This is a genomic window from Variovorax sp. RA8 (genome assembly GCF_901827175.1).
Lineage (GTDB): Bacteria > Pseudomonadota > Gammaproteobacteria > Burkholderiales > Burkholderiaceae_C > Variovorax.
Map to the genome: position 1 here is coordinate 5,872,353 of NZ_LR594662.1, position 17,311 is coordinate 5,889,663.

At 68.4% G+C, this 17,311-nt stretch carries 17 protein-coding genes; 9 read left to right on the forward strand and 8 right to left on the reverse strand.

The window, feature by feature from the left end:
• Positions 1-12 precede the first annotated feature (12 nt).
• The 6 genes from E5P3_RS27970 (at position 13) to E5P3_RS27995 (ending at position 6,341) form a co-directional block, all read left to right on the forward strand.
• A complete protein-coding gene (locus E5P3_RS27970) occupies positions 13-720 on the forward strand; it encodes an SPOR domain-containing protein (protein ID WP_162588929.1) in 708 nt (235 codons plus the stop codon).
• Between the two features lie 85 nt (positions 721-805).
• On the forward strand, positions 806-1,450 hold the full coding sequence (locus tag E5P3_RS27975; RefSeq protein WP_162588930.1) for a thiol:disulfide interchange protein DsbA/DsbL: 645 nt from the start codon (positions 806-808) through the stop codon (positions 1,448-1,450).
• A 196-nt stretch (positions 1,451-1,646) separates the two neighbouring features.
• On the forward strand, positions 1,647-2,333 hold the full coding sequence (gene lptA / locus E5P3_RS27980; RefSeq protein WP_162588931.1) for a lipopolysaccharide transport periplasmic protein LptA: 687 nt from the start codon (positions 1,647-1,649) through the stop codon (positions 2,331-2,333).
• Between the two features lie 14 nt (positions 2,334-2,347).
• On the forward strand, positions 2,348-3,130 hold the full coding sequence (gene lptB, locus E5P3_RS27985) for an LPS export ABC transporter ATP-binding protein (protein ID WP_162588932.1): 783 nt from the start codon (positions 2,348-2,350) through the stop codon (positions 3,128-3,130).
• A gap of 14 nt (positions 3,131-3,144) precedes the next feature.
• Positions 3,145-4,734 carry an RNA polymerase factor sigma-54 gene (locus E5P3_RS27990; RefSeq protein WP_162588933.1) on the forward strand — a complete coding sequence of 530 codons (1,590 nt, stop codon included), beginning with the start codon at positions 3,145-3,147 and terminating at the stop codon, positions 4,732-4,734.
• Between the two features lie 2 nt (positions 4,735-4,736).
• Positions 4,737-6,341 (forward strand): phospholipase D family protein, encoded by a 1,605-nt coding sequence (locus E5P3_RS27995; protein ID WP_162588934.1) that lies wholly within the window; start codon positions 4,737-4,739, stop codon positions 6,339-6,341.
• A 70-nt stretch (positions 6,342-6,411) separates the two neighbouring features.
• Here E5P3_RS27995 and E5P3_RS28000 read toward each other — a convergent pair whose 3' ends face one another.
• The 4 genes from E5P3_RS28000 to E5P3_RS28015 form a co-directional block, all read right to left on the reverse strand.
• On the reverse strand, positions 6,412-7,041 hold the full coding sequence (locus tag E5P3_RS28000) for a YceI family protein (RefSeq protein WP_162589912.1): 630 nt from the start codon (positions 7,039-7,041) through the stop codon (positions 6,412-6,414).
• 46 nt (positions 7,042-7,087) lie between these two features.
• Positions 7,088-7,678: a YceI family protein gene (locus E5P3_RS28005; RefSeq protein ID WP_162588935.1), complete on the reverse strand. Its 591-nt coding sequence runs from the start codon at positions 7,676-7,678 to the stop codon at positions 7,088-7,090.
• Positions 7,675-8,286 (reverse strand): cytochrome b, encoded by a 612-nt coding sequence (locus tag E5P3_RS28010; protein ID WP_162588936.1) that lies wholly within the window; start codon positions 8,284-8,286, stop codon positions 7,675-7,677. The genes E5P3_RS28005 and E5P3_RS28010 overlap by 4 nt, the downstream gene beginning before the upstream one ends.
• Positions 8,287-8,369: 83 nt before the next feature.
• The gene (locus E5P3_RS28015) at positions 8,370-10,718 is read right to left on the reverse strand and encodes a DUF6351 family protein (protein ID WP_162588937.1); all 2,349 of its coding nucleotides are present in this window, start codon (positions 10,716-10,718) and stop codon (positions 8,370-8,372) included.
• Positions 10,719-10,907: 189 nt separating this feature from the next.
• Between E5P3_RS28015 and E5P3_RS28020 the strand changes: the two genes are divergently transcribed.
• Positions 10,908-11,606: a Crp/Fnr family transcriptional regulator gene (locus tag E5P3_RS28020; protein ID WP_162588938.1), complete on the forward strand. Its 699-nt coding sequence runs from the start codon at positions 10,908-10,910 to the stop codon at positions 11,604-11,606.
• A 212-nt stretch (positions 11,607-11,818) separates the two neighbouring features.
• On the opposite strand, the gene E5P3_RS28025 is transcribed toward E5P3_RS28020, so the two are convergent.
• The 3 genes from E5P3_RS28025 to E5P3_RS28035 form a co-directional block, all read right to left on the reverse strand.
• Entirely contained in the window at positions 11,819-12,127 is a 309-nt protein-coding gene (locus E5P3_RS28025; RefSeq protein ID WP_162588939.1) for a hypothetical protein, read from the reverse strand.
• 89 nt (positions 12,128-12,216) lie between these two features.
• On the reverse strand, positions 12,217-14,121 hold the full coding sequence (locus E5P3_RS28030) for a sensor histidine kinase (RefSeq protein WP_162588940.1): 1,905 nt from the start codon (positions 14,119-14,121) through the stop codon (positions 12,217-12,219).
• Complete coding sequence (locus E5P3_RS28035) at positions 14,121-14,783, reverse strand: response regulator (protein WP_162588941.1); 663 nt, start codon at positions 14,781-14,783, stop codon at positions 14,121-14,123. The genes E5P3_RS28030 and E5P3_RS28035 overlap by 1 nt, the downstream gene beginning before the upstream one ends.
• Before the next feature lie 118 nt (positions 14,784-14,901).
• Between E5P3_RS28035 and E5P3_RS28040 the strand changes: the two genes are divergently transcribed.
• Positions 14,902-16,158: a THUMP domain-containing class I SAM-dependent RNA methyltransferase gene (locus E5P3_RS28040; protein WP_162588942.1), complete on the forward strand. Its 1,257-nt coding sequence runs from the start codon at positions 14,902-14,904 to the stop codon at positions 16,156-16,158.
• Positions 16,159-16,509: 351 nt separating this feature from the next.
• On the forward strand, positions 16,510-16,701 hold the full coding sequence (locus tag E5P3_RS28045; protein ID WP_162588943.1) for a hypothetical protein: 192 nt from the start codon (positions 16,510-16,512) through the stop codon (positions 16,699-16,701).
• Between the two features lie 28 nt (positions 16,702-16,729).
• Here E5P3_RS28045 and E5P3_RS28050 read toward each other — a convergent pair whose 3' ends face one another.
• The gene (locus tag E5P3_RS28050; RefSeq protein WP_162588944.1) at positions 16,730-17,308 is read right to left on the reverse strand and encodes a GNAT family N-acetyltransferase; all 579 of its coding nucleotides are present in this window, start codon (positions 17,306-17,308) and stop codon (positions 16,730-16,732) included.
• Positions 17,309-17,311: the final 3 nt, after the last annotated feature.

A 17,311-nucleotide genomic window follows, 5' to 3' on the forward strand; every position in this document is an offset into this window, starting at 1 on the left:
GCTACCCTCACCATGACTCAAAGACGACAACGCGGCAACATCGTCATCGGCCTGATCATCGGGCTGGTGCTGGGCCTCGGCGTGGCACTGGGCATCGCGGTCTACGTGACCAAGGTGCCCATCCCCTTCATGACCAAGACCCAACGCGGCGGCCCCGAGCAGGACGAGGCCGAGGCGCGCAAGAACCGCGACTGGAACCCCAACGCCCCGCTGGCCGGCAAGGCTGGCGCCGTGCGTCCGCCGGAACCGCCGGCCCCGCCCGCGGCGCCGCAGCCGTCCGCCGCCGCGCCGGGCGTGCCGCAGACCGCGCCGGCCCCGGTGGTGGTGCCGCCGGCCGCTCAGCAACAGCAACAACGCGCGCGCCCGCCAGTGCCGGCCGAAGCCAACGCGCTGCCACCGTCCAACGACCCGATCGGCGATCTCGCACGTTCGCGTTCGGGCGCCGGCACCACCACGGCCGTCGCCCCGCCCAGCAGCAGCGATCCCTTCATGTACTTCGTGCAGGCCGGCGCCTTCCGCACTCCCGAGGATGCCGAGACGCAGCGCGCCAGGCTCTCGCTGATGGGCGTGGAGGCGCGGGTCACCGAGCGCGAGCAGGCCGGCCGCACCGTCTACCGGGTGCGTGCGGGGCCTTTCAACAAGAAGGAAGATGCCGACAGGCTCAAGGAACGGCTCGACGGCGGCGGCCTCGAATCAGCCCTGGTGCGCGTGCAGCGCTGAGCCTCGTCTTTTGATGCCCGCGCCGTCCCCGGGGAACTCCCGGCGCCATCGCGGGCTCTGTCAGCCGCACAGGAGAACCTTACACATGAAACGCCGTGACTTTTCGCTGGCTGCCACCTCGCTGGGGCTGCTTCCCCTGATCACCCCCGCGCACGCGCAGACGCTGGCGCCCAAGGCGGGCACCGACTACGCAGTGCTCGACAAGCGCGTGCCGGTCGATGCGCCGGCCGGCAAGGTCGAGGTGATCGAATTCTTCTGGTACAACTGCCCGCACTGCAACGCGTTCGAGCCCACGCTCGAGAGCTGGATCAGGAAGCTGCCGCCCCACGTGGCCTTCAAGCGCGTGCCGGTCGCCTTCCAGGCCAGCTTCCAGCCGCAGCAGAAGCTCTACTACGCGCTCGAGGCCATGGGCAAGGTCGACGAATACCAGCGCAAGGTCTTCGCCGCCATCCACCAGCAGCGGCAGAACCTCTCGGGCGAGCAGCAGATCATCGACTGGGCTGCCGCCAATGGCCTCGACAAGGCCAAGTTCACCGAGCAGTACAAGTCCTTCAGCGTGGCAAGCAAGATCCAGCGCGCCAAGCAGCTGCAGGACGCCTATCAGGTCGCCGGCGTGCCCTCGATCGGCATCGCCGGGCGCTGGTATGTGGATGGCGACCTCGCAAAGAGCATGGAGCGCGCCCTGCAGGTCACCGACTACCTGGTCGGCGAAGCGCGCAAGAGCGCCTGAGGCCGCTCCTCTTCCCCCGCAACAAGCCCGCCTCGGTGGGCTTTTTCATCGCCGGGCCGCCCCAAGATGAAAAACGCCCCCTTTTTTGGGAGGCAGCGACCACACGAAGTGAGGGAGCGTGGGGGCCATTTTTCATCCGGGTGCTCGAAGTCCGGTTCGTGAGCACGCATACAATCGCAGCAAGTTTCGTGCCTTTATGACTTCGTTCGCAATTCCCCTCCGCCCTACCCACTTCTGTCGTGCTTTCGTATTCGTCCTGATGCTGGCCGGGCTCTTCCCGCTGGCGCAGGCCGAGAAGGCCGACCGCACCAAGCCGATGAACATCGAGGCCGACGCGATGCGCTATGACGACCTCAAGCAGACCAGCGTCTTCACCGGCAACGTGGTGGTGACCAAGGGGACGATCATCATCCGCGGCGCCCGCATCGACGTGCGGCAGGACCCGGAGGGCTACCAGTACGGCGTGGTCACGGCAGCGCCCGGCAAGCTGGCCTATTACAAGCAGAAGCGCGACGCCGGCACCGACGAGTGGATCGAGGGCGAATCGGAGGTGATCGAGTACGACAGCCGTGCCGACAACGTGAAATTCATCCGGCGCGCCGTGATGCGCCGCCTCTACGGCGCCACCGTCAACGACGAGAGCAGCGGGCCGCTGATCGTCTACGACCAGAGCAACGACACCTTCACCGTCAACGGCTCCTCGCTGCCGCCCAATGCGGGCGTCGCGGCGCAGGGCGGCCGCGTGCGGGCCATCCTCACGCCCAAGCCGGCCGCCTCGGCGCCGGCTCCCGGCACCCGGCCGCCCGCGGCGCCTGCCGCAGCACCGGCGAGCGGCAGCGGCCTGCGCTCGACCACCACCCTCGGCGGGGAAGAACGCAAGTGAGGGCGGACCCCGATATGGCCCCCCATGGCCCCGGCGAAGCGACGGGCAGCCGCCTCGAGGCGCGCGGCCTGCAGAAGACCTACGGCAGCCGCAAGGTCGTCAAGGACGTCTCGCTGGGCGTCGACAAGGGCGAGGTGGTCGGCCTGCTGGGTCCCAACGGCGCCGGCAAGACCACCTCTTTCTACATGATCGTCGGCCTGGTGCGTGCGGACGCGGGCGAGATCAGCATCGACGGAGTGCCGATCGCGCACATGCCGATCCACCGCCGCTCCCGCATGGGCTTGAGCTACCTGCCGCAGGAGGCCTCGATCTTCCGCAAGTTGACGGTCGAGGAGAACGTGCGCGCGGTGCTCGAACTGCAGCGCGAGCCGAACGGCGACGGCCGGCCGCTGCCGCTGTCGAAGCAGCGCATCGAGGAACGCCTGAGCGAGCTGCTGCACGACCTGCGCGTGGACCACCTGCGCGATTCTCCTGCGCTGGCGCTGTCGGGCGGCGAGCGCCGCCGCGTCGAAATCGCGCGCGCGCTGGCCACCCAGCCGCGCTTCATCCTGCTGGACGAGCCCTTCGCCGGCATCGATCCGATCGCGGTGATCGAGATCCAGCGGATCATCAACTTCCTGAAGGAGCGCGGCATCGGCGTTCTCATCACGGACCACAACGTGCGTGAGACGCTGGGCATCTGCGATCACGCCTTCATCATCAGCGACGGGCATGTGCTGGCACAAGGCACGCCATCGGAGATCGTCGACAACGCCGAGGTGCGGCGCGTCTACCTCGGCGAGCACTTCCGGATGTAAGGGCTTGTCATTCAATGAAGCAAGGGCTCTCGCTGCGCGTCTCGCAGCACCTCGCGCTGACGCCGCAATTGCAGCAGTCGATCCGGCTGCTGCAGCTGTCGACGCTCGAGTTGAGCCAGGAAGTCGAGCAGATGCTCGACGAGAACCCTTTCCTGGAGCGCACGGCCGACGAGGCGCCGCGCGAAGAGTTCGGGCTCGACTCGGCCGACGCGCCGGTGCGCGACGATGACCGCCAGGTCGACAGCGAGTCCGAGTTCGTCGCGACCCCCGCTGCGGCGTCCGCCGACAGTGCGCCGGCCTCCCCCGCCGACAGCGAGACAGCCGCGGCCGCCGAAGGCCCGGAGAGCGAGCCCGACTGGGAAGGCGACGGCACGGTCGACCTCGCGCCGGACGACAGCGAATGGGGCGGCGACGCGCCCGCGCGCAACAGCGGCACCGGCGACAACGAGCGCCCCGATGCGACCGAACTCGCCAGCAGCCAGGAGTCGCTGCAGTCCTTCCTGCATCGCCAGGCACTGAGCCTGCGCCTGGAGGAGAACGACCGCGCCGCGCTGCGCTTCCTGATCGAGTCGCTCAACGACGACGGCTACCTCGAGGACTCGCTGCCGGCCCTGGCCTCCGGCCTGGCCGGCGACGACAACGAACAGTTCGACGAGCTGGTGCACCACTTCCAGGTCGCGCTCGGCCTGCTGCAGAACCTGGAGCCGGTCGGCGTCGGTGCCCGCAGCCTGGCCGAGTGCCTCGCCATCCAGCTGCGCGCGCAGCAGGAAGAGGACGACACCGAGGACGAGAAGCAGGTGCGCCGGACCGCGATCGCAATCTGCAAGCAGCCGATGGAGCTGCTCGCCAAGCGCGACTTCAAGCGCCTGGCCACGCTCACCCGCAGCAACGAGGAGGAAGTGCGCGCCGCCCTGCAGCTTATCGCGCGGCTGGAGCCCAAGCCCGGACGCCGCTTCGCCAACGTCGAGCGCAACATCGTCATCCCCGACGTGATCGTCACGCGCGTGGGCCACGGCACCAGCGCCAGGTTCCGCGTCATGCTCAACCCCGAGGTGATGCCGCGGCTGCGCGTGCACGACATCTACGCCGGCGCGCTGAAGGCGCACAAGGGTGAGGGCAGCCAGGCGCTGTCGCAGCGGCTGCAGGAGGCGCGCTGGTTCATCAAGAACATCCAGCAGCGCTTCGACACCATCCTGCGCGTGTCGAACGCGATCGTGGAGCGGCAGAAGAACTACTTCGTCCACGGCGAGCTCGCCATGCGCCCGCTGGTGCTGCGCGAGATCGCCGACGAGCTGGGCCTGCACGAATCCACCATCAGCCGCGTGACCACTGCCAAGTACATGTCCACGCCCTACGGCACGGTCGAGCTCAAGTACTTCTTCGGCTCGGCGCTGGGCACCGAGACCGGCGGCAACGCCTCCAGCACCGCGGTGCGCGCCCTGATCAAGCAGTTCGTGAGCGCCGAGGACGTGAAGAAGCCGCTGTCGGACAGCCAGGTTTCCGAGATGCTCAAGGAGCAGGGCATCGAGTGCGCGCGCCGCACGGTGGCCAAGTACCGCGAGGCGCTGCGCATCGCGCCTGCCAACCTGCGCAAGGCCTTGTAGCGATGCGCGCGCGCCGGAGCCGCTGGCCGCAGTGGGTGCGCCTGGGCTTGGCATTGGGGGCGCTACTCTTCCTGGCCAGCGGCTGTGCCGTGCTGCCTGCCGAGTTCGAGCGCACGCCCTCCAGGGCGGTGCCGCTGTCTCCTGACACTGCGCTGGGCCGCATCGCGAAAAGCTCGCAGCCCGACCCCGACCTGAGCGGCTTCCGCCTGATGCCCGGCGGCGATTTCGCGCTCGACACCCGGCTCGAGCTGGCGCGCCGGGCCCAGCGCACGCTGGACGTGCAGTACTACCAGATCCACAACGACGAGACCGGCCGCTACCTGCTGCGCACGCTGCGCGACGCCGCCCTGCGCGGCGTGCGCGTGCGCCTGCTGATGGACGATCTCTACACCTCGGGCGAGGACGATCTGCTGCTGGCGCTGGCCGCCACGCCCAACCTGGAGCTGCGCCTGTTCAATCCCTTCCCGGCCGGGCGCGGCAGCATGCTCGGGCGCTTCTCCGCGTCACTGTTCGACTTCAGCCGCGTGAACCGGCGCATGCACAACAAGCTCTTCATCGCCGACGGCGCGATGGCGGTGGCCGGCGGGCGCAACATCGGCAACGAGTACTTCACGCAGACGGCGGGCGCCAATTTCATCGACCTCGACACCTTCGTCGCCGGGGCGCTCATCCCGCGGCTGGCCAGCCTGTTCGACCAATACTGGAACAGCGAGTACGTGCGCCCCATTGAGACCGTGGTGGCATCCTCCGTGCCGCGCGAGGAACGCCAGCGCCGCTTCGAGGCGCTGAGCGGTCCGCAGACCACGCCACCCCCGCGCCCGCCCGCACCCAACGACGTGCTGGGCTACAGCCCCCTCGTGGAGGACATCAAGGCCGGCAGGCTGGACCTGATCTGGACCCGGGCAGAGGCCTACGCCGATTCGCCCGACCGGGTGATCGGCAGGCAGGTGACCTATGGCGGCATCCCGCTGCTGGACGTCGACAGCGTGCGCTACAACGTGATCGAGCAGATCCGCCGTGGGCGCTCCGACGTGACCATCGTCTCGCCCTACCTGATCCCCGGCAAGGGCGGGCTGGAGGCGATGCGCGAGGTGCGCCGGCGCGGCATGAAGATCAGCGTGGTCACCAACTCGCTGGCCGCCACCGACGAGCCGGTGGTGCACACCGGCTACCGCCGTTACCGCGAAGACATGCTCAGGCTCGGCGCCGAGATCTACGAACTCAGCTCCCAGCGCACCCGGCGCAGCGTGCGCCTCGGCCTCTTCGGCACGCAGATCGGGCGCCTGCATGCCAAGTCGGCGGTGATCGACGGACGCACGCTGTTCGTCGGCTCGATGAACTTCGATCCGCGCTCCGACATGCACAACACCGAGATCGGGCTGATCATCTTCAGCCCCCAGATGGCGCAGCAGGTGCTCAAGCTGATCGAGGTGCTCAAGCAGCAGGGCGCCTACAAGGTGCGCTTCGCGCCGGGCACCGAGCGCATCGAATGGGTCAGCGAGGAGGCCGGCGTCGAGCAGGTGCTGACCAGCGAGCCCGACTCCACCCTCTGGGACCGCGTGATGCTGGAGATCCTGGCGCCGCTGGCGCCGGAGAGTTTGCTGTAGAGAAGGCCGAGGTGGCCACAACCTGTGACCAGTTCGGGAAGTTCCGCTTTCCAACCAGCCGGCTTCGGACTCAGCCCGGCCCGCCCGTGATGTTCACCGCCTCCACCTGCACCAGCAGCCGCACCTTGTCCTCGAACCCGAAGGGGATGCCCCAGGTGATGCCCCAGCTGCTGCGCTCCACCGTCGTCTCGAAGTCGCCGCCGCAGACCTGGCGCTTGATGAGCGGGCTCAGGTAGCAGCCGAAGCGGTTGGCCTTGAGCTTGACCGGCCGGGTCTGGCCCATCATCGTGAGCGAGCCGTCGACCTCGGTCACCTTGTCGCCGCTGAAGTCGATCTTCTCGGCCACGAAACGGGCCACCGGAAACTCGGCGACGTTGAAGAAATCCTTGCTCAGCACATGGCGGTTGAGCAGGTCGACGCCGGTGTTGATGGAGCCGATGTCCATCGTGATGTCGATCTTGCCGCCCTTGCCCGTGCCGTCGATCTTGATGGTGCCGTCCTTCGTGCTGAAGCGGCCGCGGTTGGTGGTGGTGCCGTAGTGGCCCATCTCGTACATCACGAAGGTGTGCGTGGGGTCGACCACATAGCTCGCGCCCTTGACCGGTCCGCCGGCGGGCTGCGCGGCCATTTCCGGCGCGGTCTGCGCGGCGGCCAGGGAGGCGGCAGCCAGCAGTGCGGCGGCAACAACGGACTTGATCATCTTCATGGCGGGCTTGGGCGTGGCGGTGGATGCGTGCATGGCAAAGTCAGAGTGGACGCAGGCCTGTCAGGACGAGCTTAAAGCGCACCTGCACTTCGTCGCCGATCATCGCGGTGTCAGCCCATTCGCCCTCGCCGACCTTGAAGGCGAGGCGCTGGATCGTAAAGCTTCCGGCGGCGGTGGAGCGATCCGCGGACTGGGTGATCGTTACCGGCACCACGAGTTCCTGCGTCTGGCCCTTGATGGTCAACCGGCCCGCGATCTCGAAGCGGCCGCCGCCCAGGCCCCTGATCGCGCTGGACTGGAAGGTGGCCTTGGGAAAGCGCGCCGTGTCGAACCAGGGCGCCTTGGGCAGTTCGGCATCGCTCTGCGGGACGCCCAGCGTGGCGCTCGCCATGTCGACCTGCAGCGCCACGGTGCCGCCCTCGGGCTTCTTCGGGTCGAAGGCAACCTGGGCATCGAACTTCCGGAACCGGCCCTCGACCGGCACGCCCATCTGCTTGCTGACGAAGCCGATCTGGCTGTAGCCCGGCGCGAGCTGGGCCATGGGCTCGGCGCCAGCCACGGCGGCGGCCGAAGCAACGAGGATCAGCGCGGCTGCACACAGGGCGCGCCACGCGGGGCGAAGAAGGCTCATCGGGCGTGTCCCTGGTGCGAGAACGGCCACATGCGATCCAGCAGGCCGTCGTGGTCGATGAAGTGATGCTTGAGCGCTGCCGCCGCATGCAGCAGCACCACGGCCCCCAGCGCGAAGGCGCTGCCCTGGTGCAGCGGCTTCAGCACCGCCTCGGCGAAGGCCTTGTCCACCGGCACGAAGTCCGGCAGCGGCACCAGGCCCAGCCAGACGACGGGAAAGCCGAGCGCCGAGCTGTAGGCCCATCCGGCCAGCGGCACGGCGAAGAGCAGCAGGTAGAGCAGCAGGTGCGTGCCGCGGTGCGCCACCAGCTGCCAGCCCGGCATGGCCGCCGCAATGCAGGCCGGCAGCGGCGGCGGCGGGTGCGACAAGCGCCAAAGCAGCCGCAGCGCCGTCAGCCCCAGGATGGCGATGCCGGCCCACTTGTGCCAGTTGAAGAGCTTGAGCCGCAGCGGCGAGAAGGGCAGGCCGCCCATGTAGAGGCCGACGCTGAAGGAGGTGACGATCATCAGCGCGAGCAGCCAGTGCAGCGTCATCGCGACCGCGCCGTAGCGGCGGGCGGGGACGCGGTGGGCGGTTGCAGCCTGGGGTTTCAACGGCTCGGCGGGCATGGGCGGAGCATAAGGCCACGGGCGCCCTGCACCGGCCCGCTACGGACCTCGCGACTCCCTGGGAACCGTGATCCGCAAAGCGCTCAGAAGGCCACGGAACCCGGCTCGGGACCGATCGGCACGCCACTCGGTCCAGCGTTGAAGTTGGTAAATTGCCATTCCGGGGTTTGGCCGACGCCCGGCTTGGACCAGTCGCACACGCCCGACGGGAACGCGGCCGCGAGGCGTGCGAGTTGGCCCCCGCTGAATACGATGCCTCCGTAGTCGGGGCTGGTCGGCACGAGCGGCTTCAGTTGGCACTGGTAGACGTCCTCAGCGGTTGGCCCGCCTGCGACCCGCCGCGGCGACAGGGTCGGCCTCAAGGGACAGGCCGGATCTGTCAACGCGAGTTCGGCGGCCAGGTCGGCCTCGGTGGCGCCGCTCGTCGTGAAGCACCCGTCCTTCACGTCCGAAGGCTTGTTGCTGATGACCTTTGCCTCCAAAGGCGCGTCGCTGGCGTCGTTTTCCATGGCCGAGAGCCAACGGTCCATCATCTTGAAGGACTGGGCCGTCAGCGCGGCGCCGGTGACAGTATTGCTTCCGCGCATCACATGGTTGGCATGATGGCCGTTGGCCGCATCCAGGCGCGCGCGGGCTTCGTAGCTGCGCCATGTCATGTGGATGTCCGCACCTCTCTCGGGCCGCAGGTCGATGATGGGTACCTTCGCGAGGTTCCTTGCGTTGCTGTGCAGCCCGCTGCGGTAGATCTGCGGCAAGAGGTCGGGCAATGCCCGGAAGCGCGGCGCCGGGATCGTCGGCGCTGCGGCATCGCCACCGGTCCAGGCCATGTCGCTCGTATAGGCCCCGACGCTCTCGTTGAGCTGGACGAATTGCTCGGCCGATATGGCACCGTCCTGCAGTGCCTTCAGCCCGTACTGCACGCCGGTGTTGTCGTACGGAAGCTTCGGCTTCACGCTACCGTCGATGTCCGTCACGGTGCCGAAGATCGCAATCATCATGTCGTGAATCGAGCACCGAACCCCGTTCGGCCGCGAGCCGGGCACATAGACCAGCGATGCAGGGAACCCCGCGCCGCAATTGGCCGCACGCGTCGGATCCTGCGGGTTGATGAACGAGTTGATCCAGGTCTGGCAGTAGGTCGTGGGGTGGCCGTTGATCGCGGCGCGCGCGCTGTCTGCCAGCGCGCTTCCGTTGGATGTCTGGTAGTAGCGCCCCAGCAGCCCGCAGTCGCGAGTCTCGATCCACGTGGACACCGCATCCGGATAGCTCACGCCCGTCTGCAGCCCTTGCAGCAATCCAGGCATGACCGACGCGATCACCGTCTGCATCATCGAGCCGCCGGAGCCGCCATCGGACATCGTGTAGCGGATTTCTCCGTAGGTGTCGATGATGTGCTCCTTGACCATCATCATGTTTTCGGCGGCGAGTAGTTCGTTGTTGTTGTCGTTGTGATTGGTCAGTTGGGCGTTCGCAACCATGAAGCCCGCCGCCAGTGCATTCGCATCGAACACGGACCCTCCGGCAGGGGACATGGCGGGCGCTTGCTGAAAGCGATTGCCGGACGCCGATGCGCCGAACTTCCAAAAAAGCTTTCCGTTCCAGGCCTTCTGCGGGGACCAGGGTGCCCACGGCTGCGCGGGGTCGAAATAGGCGAGGATGCTGTACATCCCGCGTCCCATCGTTCCGAGTTCGAGCCGCAGCAGGCGCTTGGCGACCTGGCCCCTGTCGTTGGTGAAGTCCGCGATGTCGGCGTCGGCCGGCCTGGCTCCTGCCTGGTACTCGACGAAGCACGGATCTGCACCGGTCGTCGTGTACGTGCACGCGGTCCCCTGCTTTGCCTTCGGCTGGTAGTAGTAGAAGAACTTGGTGGGCGCGTTGCACTTGTCGTCGGACGGATCGGCGCCGAGCCCGTTGACCCGGGTGGTCACGCTGTCGGAGAGATTCGTGCCTTCGACGGCCAGATTGATCGCCTTGCCGTCGGCTGTCGCGCAGATCCACGGCTCGACCTGGACCCCCGCGAATACCGGCCCCCCACGATCGTGGTTCGTGATGACGAGCTTCGCGCCTTTCCCGTTGCCGCCGGTTGCGGCGACCGTGTTGGTGCCCGGCTTGAGTCCGGAGACCACGCCGAGCATGCGCCCGTCGGCGCGCACGGCAAATTGCGAGGTAACGTCCGTCCCGCCATTGAGATCGACCTTGATGCCTGTCGCGCTGGCACCCTGAGGCAGGACGATCTCGATAAGTGCATCGCCGTCACTTATCAGATCGGCTCGATTCGACACCGTCTTGACGGCGGTCGGTGCGGCGGCGGCGGGGGCGGAAGGAGGCGGGAAAAACCCCCCACCGTGATTCGATCCGCCGCCACAGGCGGCAAGCAGCGCGGCGAAGGCGAGTGCCAACGATGCAGGCAGGTGCGACAGGAACGGTCTCATGCTATGTCTCCTCTTGACGTTGCGCAGCTCACCGGTGACGAACTGCTGCCGGCATTGGAGCCACGTGTACCGGCGCTGACTGTTGTCGCGCGAACATTCCAAGGGGAAGTCCCTAGCCCAGGCGCTTGGCGTTTACACCCACGCATGCCGTAGTGAGAATGACAAAGGTGCAAACGGATACCCCACCCCATGCGAATCGAAGGAAGCGCCGAACTCTCAAGTGCACTCCGGGAAGCCAGCTGGGCTCACGGACTCTCAGAGGCCGACCTCGTCGCCGTGGAGCAAAGCGTGCACGAGCGAAGGTTCGCCGCAGGATCGGTCGTGATCCGGAAGGGCGAGCCCTCGGATCACTGGATCGGCGTCGTGAGCGGCATGGTGAAGGTCGACACCATGGAGGAGGACGGGCGAAGCACCACCTTCATCGGGGTGTCGCGCGGCGGGTGGCTCGGGGAGGGTTCGGTCCTCAAGAGCGAGTTGCGCCCCTACGAAGTCGTGGCATTGCAGGAAAGCCGGATCGCCTTCATGCCTCGCAGGACTTTCATGTGGCTTTACGAAACCAGCCTTTCGTTCAACCACTTCCTCATCTCGCAACTGAATGCTCGGCTCGGCCAGTTCATTTCAGTTGTTGAGCGGGCTCGAATGGGCGATACCTCCGCACAGGTCGCCTTCGGGCTCGCCAGCTTGTTCGATCCGCTTCTCAATCCGTCGGCAGGCCGAAAGGTTCGCATTTCGCAGGAAGAGCTTGGCAAGCTGTGTGGGCTCTCGCGTCAGGTCGTCAGCAGTGGACTGCATCGGCTGCAGCAGGTCGGCTTGATCGCTGTCGAGTACGGGCAGATTCGTGTGATCGACATTTCCGGGCTGAACAAGGTTGCCGGAATTGCGGGTTGACGTGTTCAGGCACAGGCCCACCACGTCGCCCGGCTTCTCGATGAAGAAGGCAAGCGCTCCGGCTGCACACTATCCGAGGCTCCAGCGCGCGATCAGCAGCAGGCCCGGGCCCAGCACCAGCAGCAGCACGAAGGGCACGACCAACCAGGACGCGTCGTGCTGCTCGGGGTTGTCCAGTCTCTTCATGGCGATCTTCCTTGGATGGCGGACACTCAAAAGGTGGCAACCGCTTCATCCGGCACCGGTTCGGCATTGCGCAGCACCTCGCTCGCGGCCGGGACCGCGGAGTCCCACACACCCGTGGCCGCGGGCGCGGCGCCCGTCGATGCGTCGGGATGGCTCGCTCCCACCTCCCAATGACCAAGCAGGACCATTGCCGCGAGCAGGGCAATGGCCAGCGTCGCGGAAAACAGCAGTTGCGGCATGCGGCACCGCAGGCGGGCGGGCCGATTGACGAAGACGGTATGCGGATGCGGCTGCATGGCGATTCCTTCCTTGCTCGAGATGCGCGACGTGCGCATGCATCCAATCTAGAAGGGAAGCGCGCACTGGGAAATTCCGCATTCACGCCGGGCATCCCGCATTCGCGGGAGGACCGCGCCGTCGGTGCTCAGGCCGCCGCTGCCGCAGGTACCGTCATCGGCAGGCGCAACACGACGCAGCAGCCGCCGGCGACCACTGAGCGCAGCTCCAGGCTGCCGCCCAGCCGCTCGGCGCGCGAGCGCATGTTGTGCAGGCCACGGCCGCCCTGCCGTCCGGGCTCGGGGTCCAGGCCGCGGCCGTTGTCCTCGATCTCCATCTCCAGCATCTCGCCCGCGCGCCGCAGCCGCACCTGGACCCGCGTGGCGCCGGCGTGCTTGAGCACGTTGGTCAGCGCCTCCTGCGCTACGCGCAGCAATTGCAGCGCGGCATGCGGCGAGAGCGTCCTCCCGTCCTCGGGCATGTCGATGTCCCAGCCCGAGCGCACGCCGGCCGCGAGCAGCTGGCCCTCCCAGCGGAACATGAAGTTGCCCAGCGCCGCGCCCAGGTCGTGCTCGCCGGAAGCCAGCGCGTCCAGCGCCAGCCGCATGTCGGCGATGCAGGCGCGCAGCGCGCCGGCGATCTGCGCCTCGTCCATGTCGCCGCGTTCCACCCGCGACAGCGAGGTGAAGAGCTGCGAGCCCAGGCCATCGTGCAGGTCGCGCATGATCAGCTGGCGCTCCTCCGCAGCGGCATGCTCGCGCTCCAGCGCGGCCACGCGCGCATAGTTTTCGGCCAGCGCGCGCTCGCGGTCCGCCACCCGCGTCTCCAGCGTGCGGTTGAGCTCCTCCAGCGAATGCAGGGTGCGCAGGAAGCGCGCCGTCAGCAGCGCGCCCATGGCCAGCAGCAGGGTGTTGGACCCGTAGTGCAGCAGGTGGATGCGATGGCCGGTCCATTCCGGGAAGAAGCGCCCGAGCAGGCGCGGGTCCCAAGTCAGCAGGTAGTCGTGGATGCCCACCAGCACGGCGAAGGCCATGACGGCCGAGAGCGCGGCGGCCGTCAGCGTGCCGCGACGCCGCGCATAGACGAATGCGACCGCGATGATCAGCAGCCCCACGCCCACCATGCCGCCCAGCCACCAGCGCGCAATGGCCTGCTCGGCCCCGAAGCCGCCGAGCGCGAACCACAGCGGCCCGACCAGCCCGTAGGCGACCAGCGCCCGGTCCAGCCAGGGCCGGCGCATGCCCGCGTAGTGCAGCGTGAACACCGCCATCACGATCACGAAGCCGCCGGTGGCGCACTGGTAGAGCACGCGCCACCACTGCCAGAGGCCGACGGGCAGCGTGTCGATGAGGAAGGTCATGGTTCGCACGGCCCACAGCACCGCCGCCAGCCCGAACAGGCCGTAGAGCGACTCGTCCGGGCGGCGCCACCAGATGAAGGCGACGAAGCCGGCCACCAGCAGCGACACCAGCACCGTGAGCTCGGGCACCGTGCGCACCCAAAACAGGCGCCGGTTGTGCAGCGGCTGGATCTCGTCCTGCGGCCCGACGCTGACCTGCGGGAAGCGCAGCGGATAGTCCAGGGAGGGCATGGCGCGGATCGCCAGCTCGTTGTAGCCCGGGCGCAGCAGCGAGGCGGGCAGCAGCGCCGTCTGGGGCCGGTAGGTGCGCGCATGGACCGTCGCGCTGCGCTCCGCTACGCTGCCGATCAGGCTGCCGTTGAGCCAGATCTCGCCGCCGTCGTAGAAGTAGGGCACATACACGGCCCATTGCAACTGGCGCGCGGGGTCGTCCGGGTAGTCGAGGCCGATGCGGTACCAGGCGGGCGCGCGCGCCAGCGCCGGGCGCGAATAGCCGGCGTCGTCGGGCAAGGTCACCGGCTGCCAGCCGGCGCCGGGCGGCGGCGGCGTGCGCTCCACCGTCGGCGCCGAGAGCACGACGGCGTGGCGTGGCGACTGCAGCGCCGCCGCGGCGCCGTCCGCGAGGCAGGCCAGGACCAGGAGGAGCAGCACCAGCCCTGCCGCCCGCGCGCCGGGGCGGCGCGCTCCGGGCATCACAGAAGCCCCATCTGGCTCGCTTCGTAGACCGCCTCGCCACGCGAATGCACGGCGAGCTTGCGGTAGATCTTCTTCACATGCGCCACCACGGTGTGGGGCGAGATCTCGGTCAGCTCCCCGATGGTCTCGAAGCTCAGGCCCTTGGCGGCCAGCCGCAGGATCTCGGTCTCGCGCTCCGTCAGCGGCGAAGGCGGCGCCTCCCTGGGCGCGGGCTGCTTGGGCGGCGTCGGCGCCGCGCTGATGCGGAAGCGCGCCAGCACGCGCCGCGCGATGCTGGGGCTGATGGGCGAGCCGCCGGCCCGCAGCTCGTGGATGCTGGCGGCGATGCGCCCGGCGCCCGCATCCTTCAGCAGGTAGCCGGTGGCGCCGGCCTCGATCGAGGCCACCACGTGCTGGTCGTCGCCGAACATGGTGACCACCAGCACGTCGCACTGCGGATGGTGACGCGCCGCGTGGCGGATCACCTCCACGCCGTCGATGTCGGGCAGGCCCAGGTCGACCAGCATCACGTCGGGCGGCTGGGCGTCCAGCATCGCGATCGCCGCGCGCCCGGTTCCCACCACGCCCGCCAGGGCGAGGCCCGGGTCGGCGAGCACCGCCTCCGAGAAGCGGCGCATGAACTCGGGTGTGTCTTCGACGATCAGCACGCTGGTGGTCATGGCAGCCCCTGTTGCAATGCGGCAATGCACGCGGGGGATTTTCCCACCGGGCTTGCGCCCGGCCATAGCGCAAACGCGGTACGGGACGCATGGGATACTGGCCGGCCATCCCCCCGACATGAACGATCTTTCCCTTTTCCTGCCCTGCGCCGCCGGCGTGGAGGACTTCCTGGCCCAGGAGGTGCACGCGCTGACCGGCCGCGCCGGCGATGAGCTCCTGGTCCTGCGCGGCGGCGTGCGCGTGCGCGCCGACTGGCGCCAGGCCCTGAAGCTCAACCTGCACAGCCGGCTCGCGCAGCGCGTGCTGATCGAGCTGGCCCATGCGCCCTACCGCAGCGAGCACGATCTCTACGACATCGCCGGCGGCGTGGCCTGGGAGCTCTGGTTCACGCCGAAGAACACCTTCAAGATCGAGACCACGGCCCAGCACAGTCCGCTCAAGAGCCTCAACTTCGCGACCCTGCGCATCAAGGACGCGATCGCCGACCGCTTCCGCGCCAAGGCGAACGGCGTGCGCCCCAGCATCGAGACCCAGTGGCCCGACGCGCGCGTCTTCGCGCACCTCGACGCGGAGCACTGCACCCTCTACATCGACACTTCCGGCGAGCCGCTCTTCAAGCGCGGCTGGCGCCAGGACAAGGGCGACGCGCCGCTGAAGGAGACGCTGGCCGCGGCCATGCTGGCCGCCAGCGGCTGGTGGAACCCCGAGCGCGGCGAGGTCTCGCCGGTGCCGCTCTACGACCCCTGCTGCGGCAGCGGCACCATCGTCATCGAGGCCGCGCAGCTGGCGCTGGGCATCGCGCCCGGCACCCAGCGGCGCTTCGGCTTCGAGAAGCTGCTGCCCTTCCAGGCGCATGTGTGGCAGGCCCTCAAGGCCGAGGCGCAGGCCGCGGTGAGGCAGGCGCTGCCGGCCCCCATCTTCGGCTCCGACGTGTCGCACCGCATGGTCGACTTCGCCGAACGCAATGCCGAGCGCGCGGGCGTGGCCAGCGCCGTGCAGCTGCGCGGCGGCGATGCGCTGCAGCGCATGCCGCCCGCCGAGTCGGGCGTGATCGTGCTCAACCCGCCCTATGGCGAGCGCATCGAGGTCGGCGGCGTGGCGGGCGATGGCCGCGGCAATCGCGGCAGCCGCAGCAGCCGTGAAGAGGCCCAGACCGAGGACGGCGGCGAGTTCTTCGTGCAGCTCGCCAGCCACTGGAAGAAGCACTACGCCGGCTGGACCGCCTGGGTGCTCACGCCCGACCTGCAGCTGCCCAAGCGCATGCGGCTCAAGGAATCGCGCCGCGTGCCGATGTGGAACGGGCCGATCGAGTGCCGGCTGTTCCGCTTCGACATGGTCGCAGGCTCCGCGCGCGGCAGCAGGACGGTTGCATAAAGCACACAGGGCGCAAGGAATACGACCACCCTCGGTTGACCCTGCCATGTTGCCTTGCAACAATCTCGCATCTTTATTTCGGAGCCTCGTGCGTGGACAGTGCCAGTCGAATCAGCGATGTGACGCGAACCCCGTCGTTTGCGGCATCTTCGGCACCCCAGTAGCGCAGCTCCCATGCGCTGCACGCCGAATCCGCCGCAGCGCAAAGCCTGTTACCCGCAGGCGCTTCTTGTTTCCCCGGTCCGCTTCCCGTCGTTGATGCATGCAGCATCGGTGCGCAGCCGCGCATCGCACGGCTGCAGCTGCCTGGATCGTTCCCGCCGCGGCTCTTCACTGCGAAGGAGCCTTGTCATGTGCCTACGGACGAATGCCCATCCGCCCGCTCACACGCGTGATCGGGCGACTTCTTCGCCCAGCCCTGCCGAGAAGGAAAGCGCGCTGGACCAGGCCCAGTCGCTGGACCGGAGCGGCCTGTGGCCCTGCCGGCGCATCCGCAACTTCCTGCTGGCGCAGCAGCCCGCGCGCGGCGCGGCGCTGAAGTAGCCGAGGGCGCGGCGCACGGAGCAAACGCTCAGAGATCGATGCGGTAGCGCCACTCGGGCGTGCCGCCCAGCTCAGGCATCTTGATGAACTTCTCGACGAGAACCCCGCCGTTGGCGCAGATCACCCGCTGCGATGCCAGGTTGTCGGGACTGGTGGTGATCTCGACATAGGCCAGGCCTTCGGCGCGGGCCTCGCGCAGCATCAGCCCGAGCGCCCGCGTGGCATGGCCCCGGCCGCTCTTCCATGGCACCACGGCATAGCCGATGTGGCCCAGGCAATAGGCAGGCAGGGCGTTGCTGCCGCGCTGCCAGCGCAAGGAAATGCTGCCGCAGAACTCGCCGTCCCAGATCCAGCGGCGATAGCCGGGCAGCCGGGGCACGACGGTGCCGTCCGGCAAGGCGACAGGCAGCCCCTTGGCGTCGCGGTCGACCATCCCTTCGAGAAAGCGCGCGGGATCCGCCCGGATCCGCGCCAGCTCCTCGAACCCGGCCGCGGGCCACAGGTTGTTGGGCGACCAGCCGCGCTCGAGCGCCGCAACATAGCTGGAAAGATATTTGCGCGCGGGCCAGACCAGTTCGCTCGCCGCGCAGTCATCCGGATGAGACATGTT

Bases quoted from the DNA above. Each gene is read 5' to 3' on its own strand.
- E5P3_RS27970 (WP_162588929.1), top strand. From the start codon at position 13: ATGACTCAAAGACGACAACGCGGCAACATCGTCATCGGCCTGATCATC.
- lptB (WP_162588932.1), top strand. From the start codon at position 2,348: ATGGCCCCCCATGGCCCCGGCGAAGCGACGGGCAGCCGCCTCGAGGCG.
- E5P3_RS27975 (WP_162588930.1), top strand. From the start codon at position 806: ATGAAACGCCGTGACTTTTCGCTGGCTGCCACCTCGCTGGGGCTGCTT.
- E5P3_RS27990 (WP_162588933.1), top strand. From the start codon at position 3,145: ATGAAGCAAGGGCTCTCGCTGCGCGTCTCGCAGCACCTCGCGCTGACG.
- E5P3_RS28050 (WP_162588944.1), bottom strand. From the start codon at position 17,308: ATGTCTCATCCGGATGACTGCGCGGCGAGCGAACTGGTCTGGCCCGCG.
- E5P3_RS28040 (WP_162588942.1), top strand. From the start codon at position 14,902: ATGAACGATCTTTCCCTTTTCCTGCCCTGCGCCGCCGGCGTGGAGGAC.
- E5P3_RS28020 (WP_162588938.1), top strand. From the start codon at position 10,908: ATGCGAATCGAAGGAAGCGCCGAACTCTCAAGTGCACTCCGGGAAGCC.
- E5P3_RS28035 (WP_162588941.1), bottom strand. From the start codon at position 14,783: ATGACCACCAGCGTGCTGATCGTCGAAGACACACCCGAGTTCATGCGC.
- E5P3_RS28030 (WP_162588940.1), bottom strand. From the start codon at position 14,121: ATGCCCGGAGCGCGCCGCCCCGGCGCGCGGGCGGCAGGGCTGGTGCTG.
- E5P3_RS28000 (WP_162589912.1), bottom strand. From the start codon at position 7,041: ATGATCAAGTCCGTTGTTGCCGCCGCACTGCTGGCTGCCGCCTCCCTG.
- E5P3_RS27995 (WP_162588934.1), top strand. From the start codon at position 4,737: ATGCGCGCGCGCCGGAGCCGCTGGCCGCAGTGGGTGCGCCTGGGCTTG.
- lptA (WP_162588931.1), top strand. From the start codon at position 1,647: ATGACTTCGTTCGCAATTCCCCTCCGCCCTACCCACTTCTGTCGTGCT.
- E5P3_RS28015 (WP_162588937.1), bottom strand. From the start codon at position 10,718: ATGAGACCGTTCCTGTCGCACCTGCCTGCATCGTTGGCACTCGCCTTC.
- E5P3_RS28045 (WP_162588943.1), top strand. From the start codon at position 16,510: ATGTGCCTACGGACGAATGCCCATCCGCCCGCTCACACGCGTGATCGG.
- E5P3_RS28005 (WP_162588935.1), bottom strand. From the start codon at position 7,678: ATGAGCCTTCTTCGCCCCGCGTGGCGCGCCCTGTGTGCAGCCGCGCTG.
- E5P3_RS28010 (WP_162588936.1), bottom strand. From the start codon at position 8,286: ATGCCCGCCGAGCCGTTGAAACCCCAGGCTGCAACCGCCCACCGCGTC.
- E5P3_RS28025 (WP_162588939.1), bottom strand. From the start codon at position 12,127: ATGCGCACGTCGCGCATCTCGAGCAAGGAAGGAATCGCCATGCAGCCG.